The following is an 18449-nucleotide window of genomic DNA, read 5'->3' as shown; positions in this document are numbered from 1 at the left end:
AGAGGTTTTATTCCATGAAACTGGAAGATATCCAAAATCCTCATTTTTTAAAAACTTATGAGACGGAAGACTTAAACAAAATTGCCGGTGATATCCGATCGTTTTTAATCGAAAGACTTTCAATAACGGGTGGTCATTTAGGGCCGAATTTAGGGGTTGTAGAACTAACCCTCGCCCTTCACAAGGTATTTGATAGTCCGAAAGATAAAATGATATGGGATGTAGGACATCAAGCTTACGTGCATAAAATCCTTACAGGAAGAGCTGCTCAATTTAATACATTAAGACAGCATAAAGGTTTGTGCGGATTTCCTAAACGGATCGAAAGTGAGCATGACGTATGGGAAACTGGTCATAGTTCGACTTCTCTTTCTGCTGCGATGGGAATGGCTGTTGCACGGGATTTAAAGAAAACGGACGATAAAGTCATTGCGGTAATTGGTGATGGGGCTCTTACGGGCGGAATGGCCTTAGAAGCACTAAACCATATCGGTCATGAAAAAAAGGATCTAATCGTTGTATTAAATGATAACGAAATGTCTATTGCTCCAAACGTAGGTGCACTTCATAATGTTCTTGGTCGTATGAGAACAGCAAGAAAGTACAACAAAGCAAAGGATGAACTGGAATCATTGATCCGTAAAATCCCTGCTTTTGGCGGAAAGCTTGCAGCGACGGCTGAACGGGTAAAAGACAGCCTGAAGTACTTGCTGGTCTCTGGTATGTTTTTTGAAGAACTTGGCTACACGTATTTAGGACCGGTTGATGGACATGATTTGGAAGACTTGATCGATAATCTGAAATATGCCAAAAAGACGAAAGGACCTGTCATCATTCACGTTCTTACGAAAAAAGGCAAGGGGTATGAACCAGCTGAAACCGATAAAAATGACAGCTGGCATGGTGTAGGACCTTATAAGATTGAGTCAGGTCAACAAATCAAGCCAAAACAAATTGGACCATCTTATAGTGGAGTTGTTAGCAAAACACTTGAAAAAATATCGGCAAAAGATGAGCGGGTTGTTGTCATTACACCTGCTATGACGATTGGATCTAAGTTAGTCGACTATGGAAAAGCTTTTCCAGACAGATTATTTGATGTAGGAATTGCAGAACAGCATGCTACAACTATGGCTGCGGGCTTGGCAACGCAAAACATGAAGCCTGTTTTATCGATCTACTCTACATTTTTGCAAAGAGGTTATGATCAAGTAGTTCATGACGTCGCCCGACAGAATCTAAACGTACTATTTACGATTGACCGTTCTGGATTAGTGGGTGCTGATGGAGAGACACATCAAGGTGTATTTGACATCGCATTCCTGCGTCATATTCCAAATATGGTCTTAATGATGGGGAAAGATGAAAATGAATTGCAGCATATGGTCTATTCTGCCCTTAAGTATGACGATGGCCCGGTTGCAATTCGTTTCCCTCGAGGTAATGGAATTGGAGTTCCAATGGACGAAGAGTTTGAAGACATTCCAATCGGCTCCTGGGAAGTGCTTAAAGAAGGTGATGACGTTGCAATCCTAACCTTCGGAACAACGATACCTATGGCACTTGAGGCGTGGGAAATCCTTGCAAAGTCCGGAATTTCAGCGCGTGTTATCAACGCACGTTTTATAAAGCCGCTTGATACAAAAATGCTGAATTTATTGTATGCGGAAAACATGCCGATCTTAACTCTTGAGGAAGCTGTCCTGCAAGGCGGGTTTGGAAGCGCAGTACTTGAACATGCGGCCGATCACCATGCAAATGCTATTATTGACCGTATGGGGATTCCAGATTGCTTTATCGAACATGGCAGTGTGACAAAACTTCTAGAAGAGATTGGCCTAACGACACCGGATCTAGTGGATCGCGTCAAGTCTCTCATGAAAAGAAAGACAGAGAAAGGCCTTTTTACATGAAAAAAGAACGGGTAGATGTTCTGCTTGTGAATCGAGGATTATGTGAAACGAGAGAAAAAGCGAAGAGGTCTGTTATGGCAGGACTCGTTTTTTCTGGTACATCACGATTAGACAAGCCGGGTGAAAAAATTGAACTAGATGCTCCATTACATGTGAAAGGTGATCTTATTCCCTATGTGGGAAGAGGCGGCTTGAAGCTTGAAAAAGCATTGAAGGTATTTTCTTTTGACGTAAAAGACAAGATCGGTATGGATATAGGGGCATCAACAGGCGGATTTACGGATTGCGCCCTTCAAAACGGAGCCAGCTATATTTATGCAATCGATGTAGGATACAATCAATTAGCATGGAAACTTCGCAACGATTCACGTGTTGCTGTTATGGAGAGAACTAACTTTCGTTATGTAACACCGGATCAGCTCGAAAACGGTACGCCGGAATTTGCTACAATTGATGTTTCCTTTATTTCTCTTCGAATCATTTTGCCTGTTCTAACGCAACTTATGGGCAAAGGTGAAGTCATTGCTCTCATAAAACCTCAGTTTGAAGCAGGTAGAGAAGAAGTAGGGAAAAAGGGTATTGTAAGAGACGAGAAAGTCCATGAAAGAGTTATCCTTGAAATTGTTGAATACGCAAAAATAAATGGAATAAATCCAGTTGATTTATCCTTTTCGCCAATTACGGGTGGGGACGGCAACATCGAATTTTTGCTTCATGGTGAAGTAAATAAAACAGAACGAACAGCAATTACGGATGAAAAGATTACACAAGTTGTTCGTGAAGCACATGATACATTTAAAAAGGAGCGGGGATAATTCCTCGCTTTTTTTGTGCTTCTTTTTTCTAAAGGTTTTTATCTGAAAGTTTGTTGCTAATAAGAGATTTTGGAGTGTTCTTCTTTGAACAGTTAATTGGAGTGGAGGGCGAGACTCCTGCAGGAAGAGTGGGACAGGTGAGACCAATCAATATCGCAAAGCGATGATTGGGCTCACCGCACACCCTGCGGAAAGCGAACCCTGGAGCGGAAATTAACCTCATTCAAAATGCAATTATTTCTTCTCATCATTGGGCAGTTGATTAGAGTGCAAAGTGTGAGACTCCCGCGGAAAGCGAGCAACCTGGAACGGAAATCAACCCTCACATAGTTTTCAAATGGAAAGGAAATTTACATCCTTTGCACAATAGTATAAGATAAAGGCAGAATGTGACAGTGTGAAAATTGAGGTGGAATTACTAGTGAATAAAGGACAACGACATATTAAGATTCGTGAAATGATTGCAAACCATGACATAGAGACACAAGATGATCTCGTTGATTTGCTGAAAAATGCAAATTTCAATGTTACACAAGCAACTGTTTCTCGTGATATTAAAGAGCTGCATCTCGTTAAAGTTCCGATGATGGATGGCAGATATAAATACAGTCTTCCTGCAGATCAGCGGTTCAACCCCCTTCAAAAGCTCAGAAGAACGCTGACAGACAGTTTCATCAGTATTGATCATGCAGATCATTTGATCATAATGAAAACACTGCCTGGAAATGCAAATGCCATAGGTGCTTTAATTGACAAGCTGGATTGGGAAGAATTAATGGGAACCATTTGCGGTGACGATACAATCTTGATCATTTGCCGTTCCAAAGATGTAAGTGAAGATGTTTCGCAGCGTTTCTTAGATATGCTTTAAAATTTTTAAATAAGGTGTGATGGATTTGCTGGCAGAATTAAGCATTCGTAATTTTGCTATAATTGATGAACTTAGTGTGTCATTTAATAAAGGGCTAACTGTGCTCACTGGTGAAACGGGTGCAGGGAAATCCATTATTATTGATGCGATCGGCCTTTTAATTGGCGGAAGAGGTTCTACTGAATTTGTCCGTTATGGTACTCCGAAAGCAGAAATTGAAGGTTTGTTTCATATTCATCCAGAACATCGTGTGTATGATAAATGCGGTGATGTTGGGATAAGTATTACAGATGAAATGGTTGTTTTAAAGAGAGACATCACCGATAGCGGAAAAAGCATATGCAGAGTAAACGGTAAGCTCGTAACCCTGTCTGTATTAAAAGAAATAGGACAAGCCTTAGTTGATATTCACGGTCAGCACGAAACGCAGTATTTAATGCAGCCTGATAAGCATTTGTTTTTGTTAGACAGTTTTGGCGATCGGGATTTTAAAGAAGAATTAGTGAAATACGAAAATGCATTTAAAGAATACAAAGACATTAACAAGCAATTATCCGAGCTCTCCAGAAATGAACAAGAAATTGCTCAGCGTATCGATCTTTTAGAATATCAATTAGAAGAGATAACCAGTGCAAATTTATTAACGGATGAAGATGTTAAACTGGAAGATGAGAAGAAAATGCTCTCAAATTTCGAGAGTATCCACGAACATCTTCAAGATGCATATTACAGTTTGTATGGAGAAGGTAAAGGACTTGAGTTAGTTTCTAAAGCTCTTGAAGAATTTTCTCAAGTGGCAGCCCTGGATGAGTCATTAAAAACGGATGAGGAGCAGTTCGGGAGCAGCTACTATGTTCTCGAGGAGCTTACATACAAAATTCGGGATATGTTTGATTCTTTAGAATACAATCCAGACCGGCTTAATCATATAGAAATGCGTTTAGATGAAATAAGCAAGCTCAAACGTAAATACGGTAATTCTGTGAAAGATATCATAATTTACGGTGATAAAATTTCTAAAGAGCTGGAGCTTATTCAAAATAAGGATAACCATATAGAAGAACTCAAAAGTAAACAGTCAAAAATTCTTACAAAGTTATCTGCATCAGGTAAGAAGTTAACAAAAAAACGAATAGACACAGCAAAAAAATTAAAGAATTCCATTCAGCAGCAATTGAAAGAACTTTACATGGAAAAAACGGAATTTGAGGTAATCATCAATCAAGTTGATGAAAATCAGTTTTTAAAAACAGGTATGGATAATGTTGAATTTTATATTTCTCCAAACCAGGGTGAACCATTAAAACCATTATCTAAAGTAGCTTCCGGCGGGGAGCTGTCCCGTGTTATTTTAGCATTGAAAACCATTTTTTCTGAAAATCAGGGAATTACCGCAATCATATTTGATGAGGTAGATACCGGTGTAAGCGGAAGAGTGGCACAGGCAATTGCCGAAAAAATTTATCGGGTATCTGTTGGTTCACAAGTATTGTGTATAAGTCATCTTCCTCAAGTAGCTGCTATGGCCGATACACATCTTCATATTTCTAAATTAGCCGCTCAAGGCAGAACTGTAACCAAAGTTCTTTCCTTGAAAACGGAAGAGAAGGTCAATGAAATAGGAAGAATGATCTCGGGTGTTGAAATAACAGACTTAACCAAAAAACACGCTGAGGAACTTCTTCAAATTGCCGAATCCATAAAAAAATCATCTTAATTATTTATGAAAAGCTATCCATTTAAGGAATAGCTTTTTCTTTTTTCTCGGTTATAATCTTATCCCCCGTAGGCTAAATTAAAGGTACAGCCATGGTGAGGGTGTGAGCTAGGAGCGAGGAGAGTGAAAGATGTATAGGGATTTTCTTCGGCGAATGATTGGCGTTATTCTCCTTGGGAGTTTGTTGGGGATTGGTTTTTTATCTCCAGTACAGGATTATGTTAAAATGCCTGATTCAATAACAGTTTTTGAAGGGCAAAATGTAAAACAGACGATTCCTGCAGGTACCAAACTGCAGCAAGAACAAAGGGATTTATATACAACTGAAATGGAAAGTTCGAAAGTCGTTTCGATTAAAGCCAAGAAATATGGTGATAATATGGCAACTCTCGAAGCATCAAGTTTTCCAATTAAAAAAATGAATGTAAAAGTATTATCTGAATTTAAGGTAATACCTGGCGGACAATCGATTGGTGTAAAATTAAATACACTCGGAGTACTTATTGTTGGTCATCACTTAGTCAATACTGCAGAAGGCAAAAGATCTCCTGGGGAAATTGCTGACATTCAAATCGGCGATATTATTACGAAAATAAATGGTAAATCCATTCAAAAAATGGGTGATGTCAGTCCATTTGTTAGAGAGTCTGGTGAACGAAGCCAGCCATTGGATGTTACGATAATCAGAAATGGTAAAACAGTGCATAAGACACTAACACCTCTGCAAGATAAAAATGATCATTCCTACAGAATTGGATTATATATAAGAGACTCTGCAGCTGGAGTCGGCACATTAACTTTTTATGATCCTTCTTCTTATAAGTATGGCGCTTTGGGGCATGTAATATCAGATATGGATACAAAACAGCCAATAAAGGTGAATAAAGGAGAAATATTAGGATCTACGGTCACTTCAATCGAAAAAGGGTCAAACGGTCATCCGGGGGAAAAATTAGCACGTTTCTCTGAAGATCAAAAAATCTTGGGGGATATTAATAAAAACAGTCCGTTTGGCATCTTCGGAACATTAAACCAAAAGCTAAGTAATGGAGGCTGGAATAAACCTTTGCCGATCGCTCTTTCGGATCAAGTAAAAGAAGGGCCAGCTAAAATTTTAACGGTGGTGGATGGCTCGAAGGTGAGAGAATTTGATGTCGATGTCGTAAGTTCTGTTCCACAGAAATTCCCGGCAACAAAAGGAATGGTTATAAAAATAACGGATCCTGAGTTATTGAAAATTACAGGCGGAATTGTTCAGGGGATGAGCGGAAGTCCGATTATTCAAAACGGAAGAATTATCGGTGCAGTAACACATGTATTTGTAAATGATCCAACTTCCGGCTATGGGGTTCATATAGAATGGATGCTGGATGAAGCAGGAATTAATATTTATGAAGAGAAAAAACAGGCGAGCTAATCAGTGCCTGTTTTTTTGATTTAGACATTTATAAGAAAATTTTGTATAATAAAAAACATAAAGAAAATTCGACAAAACTTAAGCTTTATATATCAATAACTGTCGAAAATGAAAGTAAAATAAAGAAAACAGCTTTTTCTACAGCAATTTTAAAATAATTTTAAAAAATTCACAACAAAATAAAGGGATTTAAGTTTAATTGTTGAAATCTTACATTGGGAAAACAAGAAATTGTTGGATGGGGAGGAAATAATGGTGCAAAACATTAAAGTGTGTTTAGCTGATGATAACCGGGAGTTAATTAGTTTATTGAGGGAATATCTCTCAAGCCAGGATGATATGGAGGTAATTGGAGTAGCCTATAATGGCCAGGAGTGTTTATCCGTTTTAGAAGGAAAAAATCCTGATGTTCTCGTTCTTGATATCATAATGCCGCATTTAGATGGTCTAGCTGTACTGGAGAAAATCAGATCCAGTGATGACTTGCCCCAGCCTAATGTAATTATGCTTACTGCCTTTGGACAGGAAGATGTTACGAAAAAGGCAGTTGATCTCGGTGCTTCTTATTTTATACTAAAACCATTCGATATGGAAAACTTAGCAAATCAGATTCGTCAAATTTGTGGGTCCGAAAAATCCAGCGTTAAACGTGCTTCAAACAATGTACGCAGCAATTTCCAAACCATGAATAAACCTCGTAACTTGGACGCAAGCATTACAAGCATAATCCATGAAATCGGAGTCCCTGCTCATATTAAAGGATATATGTATTTACGCGAAGCTATTTCTATGGTCTACAATGATATTGAACTGCTTGGTTCGATTACAAAAGTGTTATATCCTGATATTGCTAAGAAATTTAACACAACATCCAGCCGTGTTGAACGAGCAATCCGCCATGCAATAGAAGTCGCATGGAGCCGAGGAAACATTGACAGTATTTCATCTCTATTTGGCTATACCGTTTCTATGTCTAAAGCGAAACCCACGAATTCAGAATTCATCGCGATGGTCGCTGATAAATTAAGAATCGAACATAAAGCTGGCTGACTGCCATCTTATCATAAATGAATCAAAAAATGACTTATTGATCATTAAGATCAACAAGTCATTTTTTTTTGAACTTTAATTGAACTTTGTTTCTCTTTCGATCCCGATAGAAAATAAATCCCCCAACAAATGAAAGTCCTGCTGCAAAGCATAGAAAGCCGATTAAAAACTGAAGCCACAGAATAGGAAATGGAGCTTGCAGAACACCAAATAAAGTGTCTCTCATCCATTTTATCCCCATAACAGCCATAACTCCCGGTATTACGACTATGATTAATGCGATGTACCTGCCCATAACGACCTCTCCTTTACCGTATTATTGTACATAAACTTTAATTTATTGTCGATGCATTTTGGATTTGCAAACCCTTTCATGCTAATGTATGATTAGTGTATGAAGAATTTTGCACATGTTAAAAAAGATATGAAAGATTTGGAGGGGTGATGTTGCAAAGGGTTATATTAGCAGTAAATCATGATGAAACATTGCAGCTGCTCCATTTATTACGTTCTTCGGAAATATTTCAGCCTGTCGGTTTATATGTTCCAGATGACCGAAAGTCAGATACATACGCGCTAAATGACAAAATACAAAACTTTTCCTTGTCATCTGTTCCTGATATTGATGTGGAGTTTCTCGTTTTTTCTCACTCAAAAAAAAGGGAAGCAGAAGAGCTTCATAAACAGTTTCCTGATGCTTGTATGATTTCGTGTGATCAATTTCAAGGTCTTCTAAAACAAATGGAATCCGTATCAATGGAAACGAAAAATGACAGTCTGCATCAATTGAAAACGGTATTGGATAACACGCACGATGGGATGATTGTTATCAATAATCGGCTGGAGATTACAATATTTAATAAGAGTGCTGAGAAAATGACGGGCATTTCGAAAGAGGAAGCAATCGGTAAGTCCATTCTTAAAGTGATGCCGAACAGTCAGCTGCCTCGGGTCCTAAACTCAGGAATAGAAGAAATTAATCAAGAACAAATATTAGAAAATGGCACAAAGATATTTACGACAAGAACACCGATATTTGATCAGAATTCGAAAGTTCTCGGTTCATTTGCAGTCTTTAAAGATATTACTGAAATCGTAAATTTGGCTGAAGAAGTTACAAACTTAAAGAGTATACAAAGTATGCTTACTTCTATCATACAGTCATCCGAAGAAGCCATATCAGTTGTTGACGAACAAGGTAAGGGTATTTTAATTAATCCAGCTTATACAAGGCTTACCGGCTATACGGCTGAACAAGTTATTGGGAAACCTGCAACAACCGATATTTCTGAAGGTGAAAGTATTCATATGCAAGTGCTCAAGACGAGAAAGCCGATTAGAGGCGCACGGTTAAAAGTAGGACCCAACAGAAAAGATGTAATTGTAAATGTTGCACCGATGATTGTGGATGGACTTATAAAAGGAAGTGTCGGTGTTATTCTTGATGTATCTGAAATAAAGGGTTTAACTGAAGAATTGCATCGTGCCCGTCAAATCATCCGAACGCTTGAAGCGAAGTACTCATTTGAAGATATAATCGGCGAGTCTGAAGAAATGAAGTTTGCCATTGATCAAGGTAAACTCGCAGCATCCACTCCAGCTACGGTACTTCTACGAGGAGAGTCAGGAACTGGAAAAGAACTATTTGCGCATGCCATACACAATGCGAGCGATAGAAAATTCAATAAGTTTGTTAGGGTGAATTGCGCGGCTCTTTCGGAATCCTTATTGGAAAGTGAGCTTTTTGGATATGTTGAGGGTGCTTTTTCAGGTGCATTAAGAGGCGGTAAGAGAGGATTATTTGAAGAGGCAAACGGAGGAAGTATTTTCTTAGATGAGGTTGGAGAGCTATCCCAAAATACACAGGCTAAATTATTGAGGGTTTTGCAGGAGAATGAAATTCGCCGTGTGGGTGATACAAAAGCAATACCGATTAATGTACGCGTTATTGCAGCAACGAACGTGAATCTTGAAAAGATGATAGCGGAAAGTACATTCAGACAAGACCTCTATTACAGACTTAATCGAATGCCTATCTATATCCCGCCGCTTCGTCTAAGGAATAATGATATTTTATTACTTGCTAAACATTTATTGCAAAAACTAAATCAAGACTATGGAAGAAATATAGAAGTAATCAGCAAAGATGCGGAAAAATTTTTGCTCGATTATCATTGGCCGGGAAATGTTCGAGAGCTTGAAAACATTTTGGGTCGAGCAATTATTCACATGAGCCTTACAGATACACAAATAAATAGAAGTCACATTTCGTTATTATCCAATAATCATAATAAACTGAATGCAGCTTCCAAAAATGTTGCTGAAGCACAACTCCATGAAAAAACATTAACGGACCAATTAGATGAATTTGAAAAAGAAATTTTAATTGAGGCATTAAAGACATTTGACGGTAATAAAACGAGAGCAGCAAAATCTTTAGGAATTTCTCTGCGGAATTTTTATTACAAGCTTGAAAAATATGGCATAGATGATAAAGTGCGCAAATAATTTCATGCAAAAATTTTCATTATGCGCGCAAAAACTTGCAAGATTTAAAAGGGAAATGAAGTAATCGCGCATTTTTTCCTTTTGGCACGAAACTTGCATATTAGTATTACTGTAGTTAAGGGGGGATAAAATGCGTTTAGAACACTTGGTTAGCCAAGCCAAAAATCAAAAAGTGAAACCAGTCATCGCTGTGGCAGAAGCTGGCGATCAAGAGGTTATGGAAAGTGTTTTTAAAGCATATAAAGAGGGCTTAGCTCATTTTATACTTTTTGGAGATGGGGAAGAAATTTCCAAATTGTTAAATCAAAGAAATGAATCCACTCCTGGAATAAAAGTGGTTTCAACTGCGAAAGCCGCTCAAAATGCTGTAAAAGCCGTACATGACGGAGATGCTGATATCCTGATGAAAGGTCTCGTGCCTACTTCTGTTCTCTTAAAAGAAGTATTAAATAAAGAATATGGACTAAGAACAGGTAATGTCTTATCACATGTGGCCGCTTTTGAAATAGCAGGTTTTAACAAGCTGATATTTGTTACTGATGCAGCGATGAATATTGAGCCGGACCTTAATCAAAAAGCGCAAATACTGCAAAATGCAATGAATTTTGTTTTGCAAACAGGTGTTGAACAGCCAAAAGCCGCGGTTCTGACTGCAGTAGAAAATGTAAACCCTGCCATGCAGGCCACATTGGATGCTGCAAGCCTAACTGTAATGAATGCCAGAGGGCAAATTACAGGTGGAATCGTTGAAGGGCCACTCGCACTTGATAATGCGATTTCGAAAGAAGCTGCATCCCATAAAGGGATTACTGGAAAAGTGGCAGGTGATGCTGATATCCTGCTCGTTCCAACAATTGAAACAGGCAATGTTTTGTATAAGTCGTTAATTTATTTTGCTCGTGCAAAAGTCGGTGCAGTATTATGCGGTGCCAAGTCACCGATCGTACTGACGTCTCGGGCAGATTCAGCAGAAAGTAAATATTACTCAATTGCATTAGCTGTTAAATCAGTCATCACAGATAAAAAACTTTAGGAGGAAACAAACATGGAACTTTTTAAATATATGGAGACTTACGACTACGAACAATTGGTGATTTGCCAAGATAAACAATCCGGGCTAAAAGCCATCATCTGTATTCATGATACGACATTAGGACCTGCACTAGGCGGAACAAGAATGTGGACTTACGATTCAGAGGATGCAGCAATTGAAGATGCATTGAGACTTGCAAGAGGAATGACATACAAAAATGCAGCGGCTGGACTGAATTTAGGCGGAGGAAAAACGGTTATTATCGGAGATCCGAAAAAAGATAAAAACGAAGAAATGTTCCGTGCTTTTGGACGTTATATTCAAGGCTTGAATGGACGTTATATCACTGCTGAAGATGTTGGGACAACCGTTGAAGATATGGATTTAATTTATCAAGAAACACCATTCGTAACAGGAGTATCTCCAGCGTTTGGATCAAGCGGAAATCCTTCACCTGTAACTGCTTACGGCGTATACCGCGGTATGAAAGCTGCTGCTAAAGAAGCATTTGGAACAGATTCTCTTGAAGGTAAAGTGATTGCTGTTCAAGGTGTAGGTCATGTTGCTTATACATTGTGTAAACACCTTCACGAAGAGGGAGCTTCACTGATTGTTACGGATATCAATAAGGATGCGGTTCAGCGTGCCGTTGAAGATTTTGGTGCAAAGGCTGTTGATATTGATGACATCTACAGTGTTGACTGTGACATTTTTGCTCCTTGTGCGCTTGGGGCGATTATCAACGATTCTACAATCTCTCAAATTAAAGCAAAAGTTGTAGCAGGTGCTGCAAATAATCAGCTTAAAGAAACAAGGCATGGTGATGCTTTACATGAAATGGGTATTGTTTACGCACCAGATTATGTAATCAACGCTGGTGGGGTAATTAATGTTGCTGATGAACTTAACGGATACAATCGTGACCGCGCTATGAAGAAAGTTGAAACAATCTACGATAACATTGCAAGCGTTATTGAAATTTCTAAACGTGATAACATTCCAACTTATCTTGCTGCGGACCGTCTTGCAGAAGAGCGTATTGAGCGCAATAGAAATTCGAGAAGCCAATTTTTATTAAACGAAAGACATATCTTGTCTAATCGAGCTCGTTAAAAGGGTTCTGCAAATGGAGGTTTGAAACGTGCATCAAAAAGAATTTCGCATACTAGTGATCAATCCGGGATCAACCTCTACCAAGATTGGTATTTTTGATAACGAACGGCCTGTTTTTGAAAAAACAATTCGTCATGATACAGAGACCATCCATCAATTTGATTCTGTTATTGATCAATATTCATTTAGAAAAGACACTATTCTTGAAGCGCTTGATTATGAGGGGATTAATATCTCTAAATTAAGCTGCGTGGTTGGACGAGGCGGTTTGCTTCGTCCGATCGAAGGTGGAACTTATGGTGTTAATGAGGCGATGTTAGCTGATTTAAAGACTGGTTATGCAGGTGAACATGCTTCTAATCTTGGAGGTATTCTTGCCTATGAAATAGCAGAAGGACTCAATATCCCATCTTTCATTGTAGATCCTGTTGTTGTAGATGAAATGGATGAGATTGCCCGGATTTCGGGTGTCCCGGAAATGGAGCGTAAAAGTATTTTTCATGCGCTTAATCAAAAGGCTGTGGCAAGAAGGGTTTCAAAAATGCTCGGAAAATCTTATGAAGCATTGCGTCTGATTGTTGTTCACATGGGTGGAGGAATCACGGTAGGTGTTCATAAGGGTGGAAGAGTAATTGATGTAAACAACGGTCTACATGGTGAAGGACCGTTCTCTCCTGAGCGGGCAGGGACAGTTCCGATTGGGGATTTAGTATCGATGTGTTTTTCTGGAGAATACTACGCTGATGAAGTGATGAAAAAACTTGTCGGACAAGGCGGACTCGTTGCTTACCTTGGTACAAACGATGCTCGGACTGTAGAAGAAATGATAGAAAGCGGCAATGAGAAAGCGGAGCTTATTTATGACGCGATGGCATATCAGGTTGCAAAAGAAATCGGTTCTGCCAGCTCGGTATTATATGGACAAGTAGATGCGATTATTCTTACAGGCGGACTTGCTTTTGGCAAAGACTTCGTCAAAAAAATTACGGATCGCGTTGAGTGGATTTCAGATTGTATCATCCAGCCGGGTGAAAATGAACTTCAAGCTTTAGCAGAAGGCGGACTACGCGTCTTAAGGAATGAAGAACAGGCGAAAGAATATCCGGGAGCAAAAGCTTCAAAAGGATTGCAGCTGGACTAACAGCAAAAAGGAGATATGAGCGATGTCAAAAGATTTTGATTTGGTCATATTGGGTGGAGGAACTGGCGGTTATGTAGCCGCCATCCGCGCTGCTCAATTAGGAAAGACAGTAGCTGTCGTTGAAAAGGGAAAATTAGGCGGAACTTGTTTACATAGAGGCTGTATACCGAGCAAAGCTTTGCTTAGAAGTGCTGAAGTTTACAAAACGGCTAAAAAAGCAGCTGATTTTGGTGTGGAAATCGAAGGCTTAGGGCTTAACTTTGCGAAGATGCAAGAACGGAAACAATCGATTGTTAACCAATTGCATATGGGTGTTCAAAGTTTAATGAAAAAAGGAAAGATTGAAGTATATGAAGGAACTGGACGTATTCTGGGACCGTCAATCTTTTCCCCTATGCCTGGAACGGTTTCGGTAGAATTTAACGATGGAACAGAAAACGAAATACTAATTCCCCAAAACGTTATTATCGCAACAGGATCTCGACCGCGTTCTTTGCCAGGATTAGAAATTGACGGTAATTTCGTTATGTCTAGTGATGAAGCGCTGGAAATGGAAGCTTTACCAAGTTCAATTATTATTGTCGGCGGCGGTGTCATTGGAATTGAGTGGGCTTCAATGCTTAATGACCTTGGTGTGGATGTGACTGTATTAGAATACGCAGATCGTATTGTTCCGACTGAAGATGAAGATATTTCTAAAGAAGCTGCACGTGTATTAAAGAAAAAAGGAATCAAGTTAGTCACTTCTGCAAAAGTTCTCGCTGACACGTTAGAAATAGGCGATGGCGTGATGATTTCGGCTGAACACAAGGGTGATACAAAACAATTTTCTGCCGAAAAAATGCTTGTATCTGTCGGCCGTCAAGCCAACACAGAAGGAATCGGTTTAGAGAACACAACCATAAAAATTGAAAACGGATACATTTTGACAAATGAATACTTCCAGACTGATGAAAGCCACATCTATGCAATCGGTGATGTGATCGGTGGACTTCAGCTAGCTCATGTGGCTTCACATGAAGGTATTCATGCAGTTGAACATCTGAACAACATGAAAGTTGAACCTATAAACTATGCAAACATTTCAAAATGTATATACTCCAGCCCTGAAATGGCAAGTGTCGGGTTAACAGAAAATCAAGCAAAAGAACAAGGGTTTGAAGTTAAAGTAGGGAAATTCCCATTTAAAGCCATTGGGAAAGCACTTGTTTATGGTGAAAGTGACGGGTTTGTAAAAATCATTGCGAATAAAAACAATGATGATTTACTTGGAGTTCATATGATTGGACCGCATGTAACGGATATGATTTCTGAAGCTGGATTAGCAAAAGTACTCGATGCTACACCGTGGGAAATCGCTCATACAATTCACCCTCATCCGTCATTGTCTGAAGTGTTTGGTGAAGCAGCATTGGCTGTTGAAGGAAAAGCAATTCATTTTTAAGGAGGTCAAACAAATGGCAGAAACACGTCATGAACAATTAGGTTTATCAAACGAAGATGTTATTCATATGTACAGAACGATTCTGATGGCACGTAAAATTGATGAACGGATGTGGTTATTAAACCGAGCAGGTAAAATCCCGTTCGTAATTTCTTGTCAAGGCCAAGAAGCTGCTCAAGTTGGAGCTGCAATGGCTTTGGATAATGAAAAAGACTATGTATTGCCTTACTACCGTGATATGGGTGTTGTTTTGCAATTTGGCATGACAGCAAAAGATTTGATGCTCTCGGGATTTGCAAAAGCTGAAGATCCAAACAGCGGGGGGCGCCAAATGCCTGGACACTTTGGGTCTAAAAAGCTGCGTATCGCAACTGGATCTTCCCCGGTTACAACACAAGTACCTCATGCTGTGGGGATTGCGTTAGGCGGAGTTATGGAAGGAAAGGATCTAGTCACATTTACAACGTTTGGTGAAGGATCTTCTAACCAAGGAGATTTCCATGAAGGAGCAAACTTTGCCTCTGTTCATAAATTACCGGTTATCTTTATGTGTGAAAACAATAAGTATGCTATTTCTGTACCAATCTCTAAGCAATTAGCTTGTAAAAATGTTTCTGATCGTGCTATTGGCTACGGAATGCCGGGAGTTACGGTTGATGGAAACGATCCATTAGCTGTTTATGAAGCGGTGAAAGAAGCGGCAGACAGAGGAAGACGCGGAGAAGGCCCGTCCTTGATTGAAACGGTTGCCTACCGTCTAACACCTCACTCATCTGATGATGATGATCGTGCATACAGAACTCGTGAAGAGGTTGAAGAAGCAAAAGCAAAAGATCCGATTCATACATTTGCAGCTTACTTAAAGGAAAACGGAGTTATGTCTGAAGAGTTAGAGAAGCAAATGATTGACGAGATTCAAAAAGAAGTGGATGAAGCTACGGAGTATGCAGAGAACGCTAAATATGCTGATCCTGAAAGCGCGCTTCTTCATGTTTACGCAGAGTAAAGGGGGAAAACAAAATGCCGGTAATTTCATATATTGATGCAGTCACACAAGCTATTCGAGAAGAGATGCAGCGAGATAAGCGAGTATTTGTTGTAGGAGAAGATGTTGGTGTACGTGGAGGAGTTTTCCGTGCGACTACTGGTTTAATAGAAGAGTTTGGTGAGCAGAGAGTAATTGACGCTCCCTTAGCAGAATCTGCCATTGCAGGAGTTGGGATTGGTGCTGCCATGTATGGCATGCGTCCGATCGCTGAAATGCAGTTTGCTGACTTTATCATGCCAGCAGTAAACCAAATCGTATCAGAGGCGGCAAAGATTCGTTATCGCTCTAACAATGATTGGACTTGTCCAATTACAATCCGTGCTCCATATGGCGGAGGAGTGCATGGGGCATTGTATCATTCACAATCTGTAGAAGCTTTATTTGCGAATGTACCAGGGTTGAAAATAGTCATGCCTTCCACTCCTTATGATGTAAAAGGTTTATTAAAATCAGCTATTCGTGATGAAGATCCTGTTCTTTTCTTTGAGCATAAACGTGCATACCGATTGATTAAAGGTGAAGTGCCTGAAGAAGAGTACACATTGCCGATTGGTAAAGCAGATGTGAAACGTGAAGGCGAAGACATTACAGTTATTACATATGGACTATGTGTTCATTTTGCACTTCAGGCTGCTGAGAAGCTGGAGAAAGACGGAATTTCCGCTCATGTTTTGGATCTCCGTACGGTATATCCGCTTGATAAAGAAGCAATTATTGAAGCAGCTTCTAAAACAGGTAAAGTATTGCTTCTTACTGAAGATAACAAAGAAGGAAGTATCATGAGTGAAGTAGCAGCAATTATCGCTGAAAATTGCTTGTTTGAATTGGATGCTCCTATTCAGCGTCTTGCTGGTCCAGATGTTCCAGCAATGCCTTATGCACCTACAATGGAAAAGTATTTTATGGTTAATCCTGACAAGGTAGAAAAAGCCATGAGAGAACTTGCGGCATTTTAACATAAAGGAGGAACGTAAATGGCTACAGAAAAAATTACAATGCCTCAGCTTGGGGAGAGTGTTACGGAAGGGACGATCAGTAAATGGTTAGTTCAGCCTGGTGACACAGTAAAAAAATATGATCCTTTAGCTGAAGTCATGACAGATAAAGTGAACGCGGAAGTACCATCTTCTTTCAGCGGTACCATTAAAGAACTTGTTGCTGGAGAAGGAGACACACTCTCTGTTGGTGAGTTAATCTGTTATATCGATACAGAAGGAAGCGGAGGTTCTGAAGGGACTGAAGTTTCTGCCCCAGCTGATAAAAAGGCTGAACAAACAGAAGAATCGTCAGCGGCACCTGCAGAAAAAACAGCTCCTGCTCCCAAAAAGGATCAAGACGCTAGAGGACGTTATTCTCCTGCGGTAGTCCGAATGGCATCTGAGCACGGAATCGATTTAAATCTTGTTGAGGGAACGGGTCAGAGCGGAAGAATTACAAGGAAAGATCTTCAAAAACTTATTGATTCAGGTGAAATTCCAACTGCTGATTCCAAAGCTGTTTCAGCGCCAGTGACCGAACCAGCAGCTGATGCGAAACAAGAAACGCCTAAGCCGAAAGAAGCTTCGGCAGGCGGATTAAAGCCGATCTCAGTAGAAGCCATGCCTGGTGATATTGAAATTCCTGTTTCAGGCATTCGGAAAGCAATCGCACAAAATATGGTGCGCTCTAAACATGAAGCTCCACATGCTTGGACGATGGTCGAAGTAGATGTAACAAACCTTGTAGAGTACCGCAATTCCGTTAAAGGTGATTTTAAATCAAAAGAAGGCTACAACATTACCTTCCTGCCATTCTTCATAAAAGCTGTTGTTGAATCATTAAAAGAGTTCCCTCAGCTGAATTCGATGTGGGCTGGAGATAAAATCATCCAGAAGAAAGACATCAATATTTCTATCGCAGTTGCAACAGATGATGCACTGTATGTCCCAGTTATTAAAAATGCAGATGAAAAATCGATTAAAGGCATTGCTCGTGATGTAAAAGAGCTGGCTGATAAAGTAAGAACGAACAAACTTTCTGGCGATGATATGAAAAATGGTACATTTACTGTGAACAATACAGGTTCATTTGGATCAGTCATGTCAACTCCTATCATTAATTACCCGCAAGCAGCAATCCTTTCTGTAGAATCGATTGTTAAACGGCCCGTAGTAATGAATAACGGCATGATTGCAGTACGTGATATGGTTAATCTTTGTTTATCGCTGGATCACCGTGTACTTGACGGTCTTGTTTGCGGACGCTTCCTAGCTCGTGTGAAAGAACGTTTAGAAAACATGACAAAAGAAAATACATCAATTTACTAAAAAGAGGTTTATGAGGGGTTATTTCCGGGTACAGATTATCAGCAACACCTCCAAACCCCATACCCCCTAAGAA

General features: G+C 39.6%; 15 protein-coding genes. 14 read left to right on the top strand and 1 reads right to left on the bottom strand.

Annotated elements, in window-relative coordinates:
• Nucleotides 1-14 precede the first annotated feature (14 nt).
• From dxs to spo0A, 6 genes are all read left to right on the top strand, one after another.
• Nucleotides 15-1913, top strand: coding sequence for a 1-deoxy-D-xylulose-5-phosphate synthase (gene dxs, locus J2X07_RS08125; RefSeq protein ID WP_310257963.1), 1899 nt, complete (start codon nt 15-17; stop codon nt 1911-1913).
• Entirely contained in the window at nt 1910-2728 is an 819-nt protein-coding gene (locus J2X07_RS08120; RefSeq protein WP_310257962.1) for a TlyA family RNA methyltransferase, read from the top strand. The genes dxs and J2X07_RS08120 overlap by 4 nt, the downstream gene beginning before the upstream one ends.
• Nucleotides 2729-3149: 421 nt before the next feature.
• Nucleotides 3150-3599 (top strand): transcriptional regulator AhrC/ArgR, encoded by a 450-nt coding sequence (gene ahrC, locus J2X07_RS08115; RefSeq protein WP_310257961.1) that lies wholly within the window; start codon nt 3150-3152, stop codon nt 3597-3599.
• Nucleotides 3600-3624: 25 nt separating this feature from the next.
• Nucleotides 3625-5316 (top strand): DNA repair protein RecN, encoded by a 1692-nt coding sequence (gene recN, locus J2X07_RS08110; protein WP_310257960.1) that lies wholly within the window; start codon nt 3625-3627, stop codon nt 5314-5316.
• A gap of 130 nt (nt 5317-5446) precedes the next feature.
• The gene (spoIVB, locus tag J2X07_RS08105; protein WP_310257959.1) at nt 5447-6733 is read left to right on the top strand and encodes a SpoIVB peptidase; all 1287 of its coding nucleotides are present in this window, start codon (nt 5447-5449) and stop codon (nt 6731-6733) included.
• A 255-nt stretch (nt 6734-6988) separates the two neighbouring features.
• Nucleotides 6989-7783: a sporulation transcription factor Spo0A gene (gene spo0A, locus J2X07_RS08100; protein ID WP_310258200.1), complete on the top strand. Its 795-nt coding sequence runs from the start codon at nt 6989-6991 to the stop codon at nt 7781-7783.
• A 58-nt stretch (nt 7784-7841) separates the two neighbouring features.
• On the opposite strand, the gene J2X07_RS08095 is transcribed toward spo0A, so the two are convergent.
• Nucleotides 7842-8078 (bottom strand): DUF2627 domain-containing protein, encoded by a 237-nt coding sequence (locus J2X07_RS08095; protein ID WP_310257958.1) that lies wholly within the window; start codon nt 8076-8078, stop codon nt 7842-7844.
• A gap of 149 nt (nt 8079-8227) precedes the next feature.
• Here J2X07_RS08095 and J2X07_RS08090 point away from each other — a divergent pair, with 149 nt between their 5' ends.
• The 8 genes from J2X07_RS08090 to J2X07_RS08055 all read left to right on the top strand — a co-directional run bounded on the left by J2X07_RS08090 (nt 8228) and on the right by J2X07_RS08055 (nt 18376).
• Nucleotides 8228-10291, top strand: coding sequence for a sigma-54-dependent Fis family transcriptional regulator (locus J2X07_RS08090; protein WP_310257957.1), 2064 nt, complete (start codon nt 8228-8230; stop codon nt 10289-10291).
• Between the two features lie 130 nt (nt 10292-10421).
• The gene (yqiS, locus tag J2X07_RS08085) at nt 10422-11324 is read left to right on the top strand and encodes a phosphate butyryltransferase (RefSeq protein WP_310257956.1); all 903 of its coding nucleotides are present in this window, start codon (nt 10422-10424) and stop codon (nt 11322-11324) included.
• 12 nt (nt 11325-11336) lie between these two features.
• The gene (gene bcd / locus J2X07_RS08080; RefSeq protein ID WP_310257955.1) at nt 11337-12437 is read left to right on the top strand and encodes a branched-chain amino acid dehydrogenase; all 1101 of its coding nucleotides are present in this window, start codon (nt 11337-11339) and stop codon (nt 12435-12437) included.
• Between the two features lie 28 nt (nt 12438-12465).
• A complete protein-coding gene (buk, locus tag J2X07_RS08075) occupies nt 12466-13578 on the top strand; it encodes a butyrate kinase (RefSeq protein WP_310257954.1) in 1113 nt (370 codons plus the stop codon).
• Nucleotides 13579-13600: 22 nt separating this feature from the next.
• Nucleotides 13601-15022 carry a dihydrolipoyl dehydrogenase gene (gene lpdA, locus J2X07_RS08070; RefSeq protein WP_310257953.1) on the top strand — a complete coding sequence of 474 codons (1422 nt, stop codon included), beginning with the start codon at nt 13601-13603 and terminating at the stop codon, nt 15020-15022.
• A 13-nt stretch (nt 15023-15035) separates the two neighbouring features.
• Nucleotides 15036-16028 (top strand): thiamine pyrophosphate-dependent dehydrogenase E1 component subunit alpha, encoded by a 993-nt coding sequence (locus J2X07_RS08065; protein ID WP_310257952.1) that lies wholly within the window; start codon nt 15036-15038, stop codon nt 16026-16028.
• Nucleotides 16029-16042: 14 nt separating this feature from the next.
• Entirely contained in the window at nt 16043-17026 is a 984-nt protein-coding gene (locus tag J2X07_RS08060) for an alpha-ketoacid dehydrogenase subunit beta (RefSeq protein WP_310257951.1), read from the top strand.
• Between the two features lie 18 nt (nt 17027-17044).
• On the top strand, nt 17045-18376 hold the full coding sequence (locus J2X07_RS08055; RefSeq protein ID WP_310257950.1) for a dihydrolipoamide acetyltransferase family protein: 1332 nt from the start codon (nt 17045-17047) through the stop codon (nt 18374-18376).
• The last annotated feature ends 73 nt before the right edge of the window (nt 18377-18449 follow it).

It is taken from the genome of Fictibacillus barbaricus (assembly GCF_031457135.1).
In the GTDB taxonomy this organism is placed as follows: domain Bacteria; phylum Bacillota; class Bacilli; order Bacillales; family Fictibacillaceae; genus Fictibacillus; species Fictibacillus barbaricus_A.
This window is presented reverse-complemented; position numbering and strand designations above follow the sequence as displayed.

Bases quoted from the DNA above. Each gene is read 5' to 3' on its own strand.
- dxs (WP_310257963.1), top strand. From the start codon at position 15: ATGAAACTGGAAGATATCCAAAATCCTCATTTTTTAAAAACTTATGAG.
- J2X07_RS08120 (WP_310257962.1), top strand. From the start codon at position 1,910: ATGAAAAAAGAACGGGTAGATGTTCTGCTTGTGAATCGAGGATTATGT.
- spoIVB (WP_310257959.1), top strand. From the start codon at position 5,447: ATGTATAGGGATTTTCTTCGGCGAATGATTGGCGTTATTCTCCTTGGG.
- J2X07_RS08095 (WP_310257958.1), bottom strand. From the start codon at position 8,078: ATGGGCAGGTACATCGCATTAATCATAGTCGTAATACCGGGAGTTATG.
- J2X07_RS08090 (WP_310257957.1), top strand. From the start codon at position 8,228: ATGTTGCAAAGGGTTATATTAGCAGTAAATCATGATGAAACATTGCAG.
- yqiS (WP_310257956.1), top strand. From the start codon at position 10,422: ATGCGTTTAGAACACTTGGTTAGCCAAGCCAAAAATCAAAAAGTGAAA.
- bcd (WP_310257955.1), top strand. From the start codon at position 11,337: ATGGAACTTTTTAAATATATGGAGACTTACGACTACGAACAATTGGTG.
- lpdA (WP_310257953.1), top strand. From the start codon at position 13,601: ATGTCAAAAGATTTTGATTTGGTCATATTGGGTGGAGGAACTGGCGGT.
- J2X07_RS08065 (WP_310257952.1), top strand. From the start codon at position 15,036: ATGGCAGAAACACGTCATGAACAATTAGGTTTATCAAACGAAGATGTT.
- J2X07_RS08060 (WP_310257951.1), top strand. From the start codon at position 16,043: ATGCCGGTAATTTCATATATTGATGCAGTCACACAAGCTATTCGAGAA.
- J2X07_RS08055 (WP_310257950.1), top strand. From the start codon at position 17,045: ATGGCTACAGAAAAAATTACAATGCCTCAGCTTGGGGAGAGTGTTACG.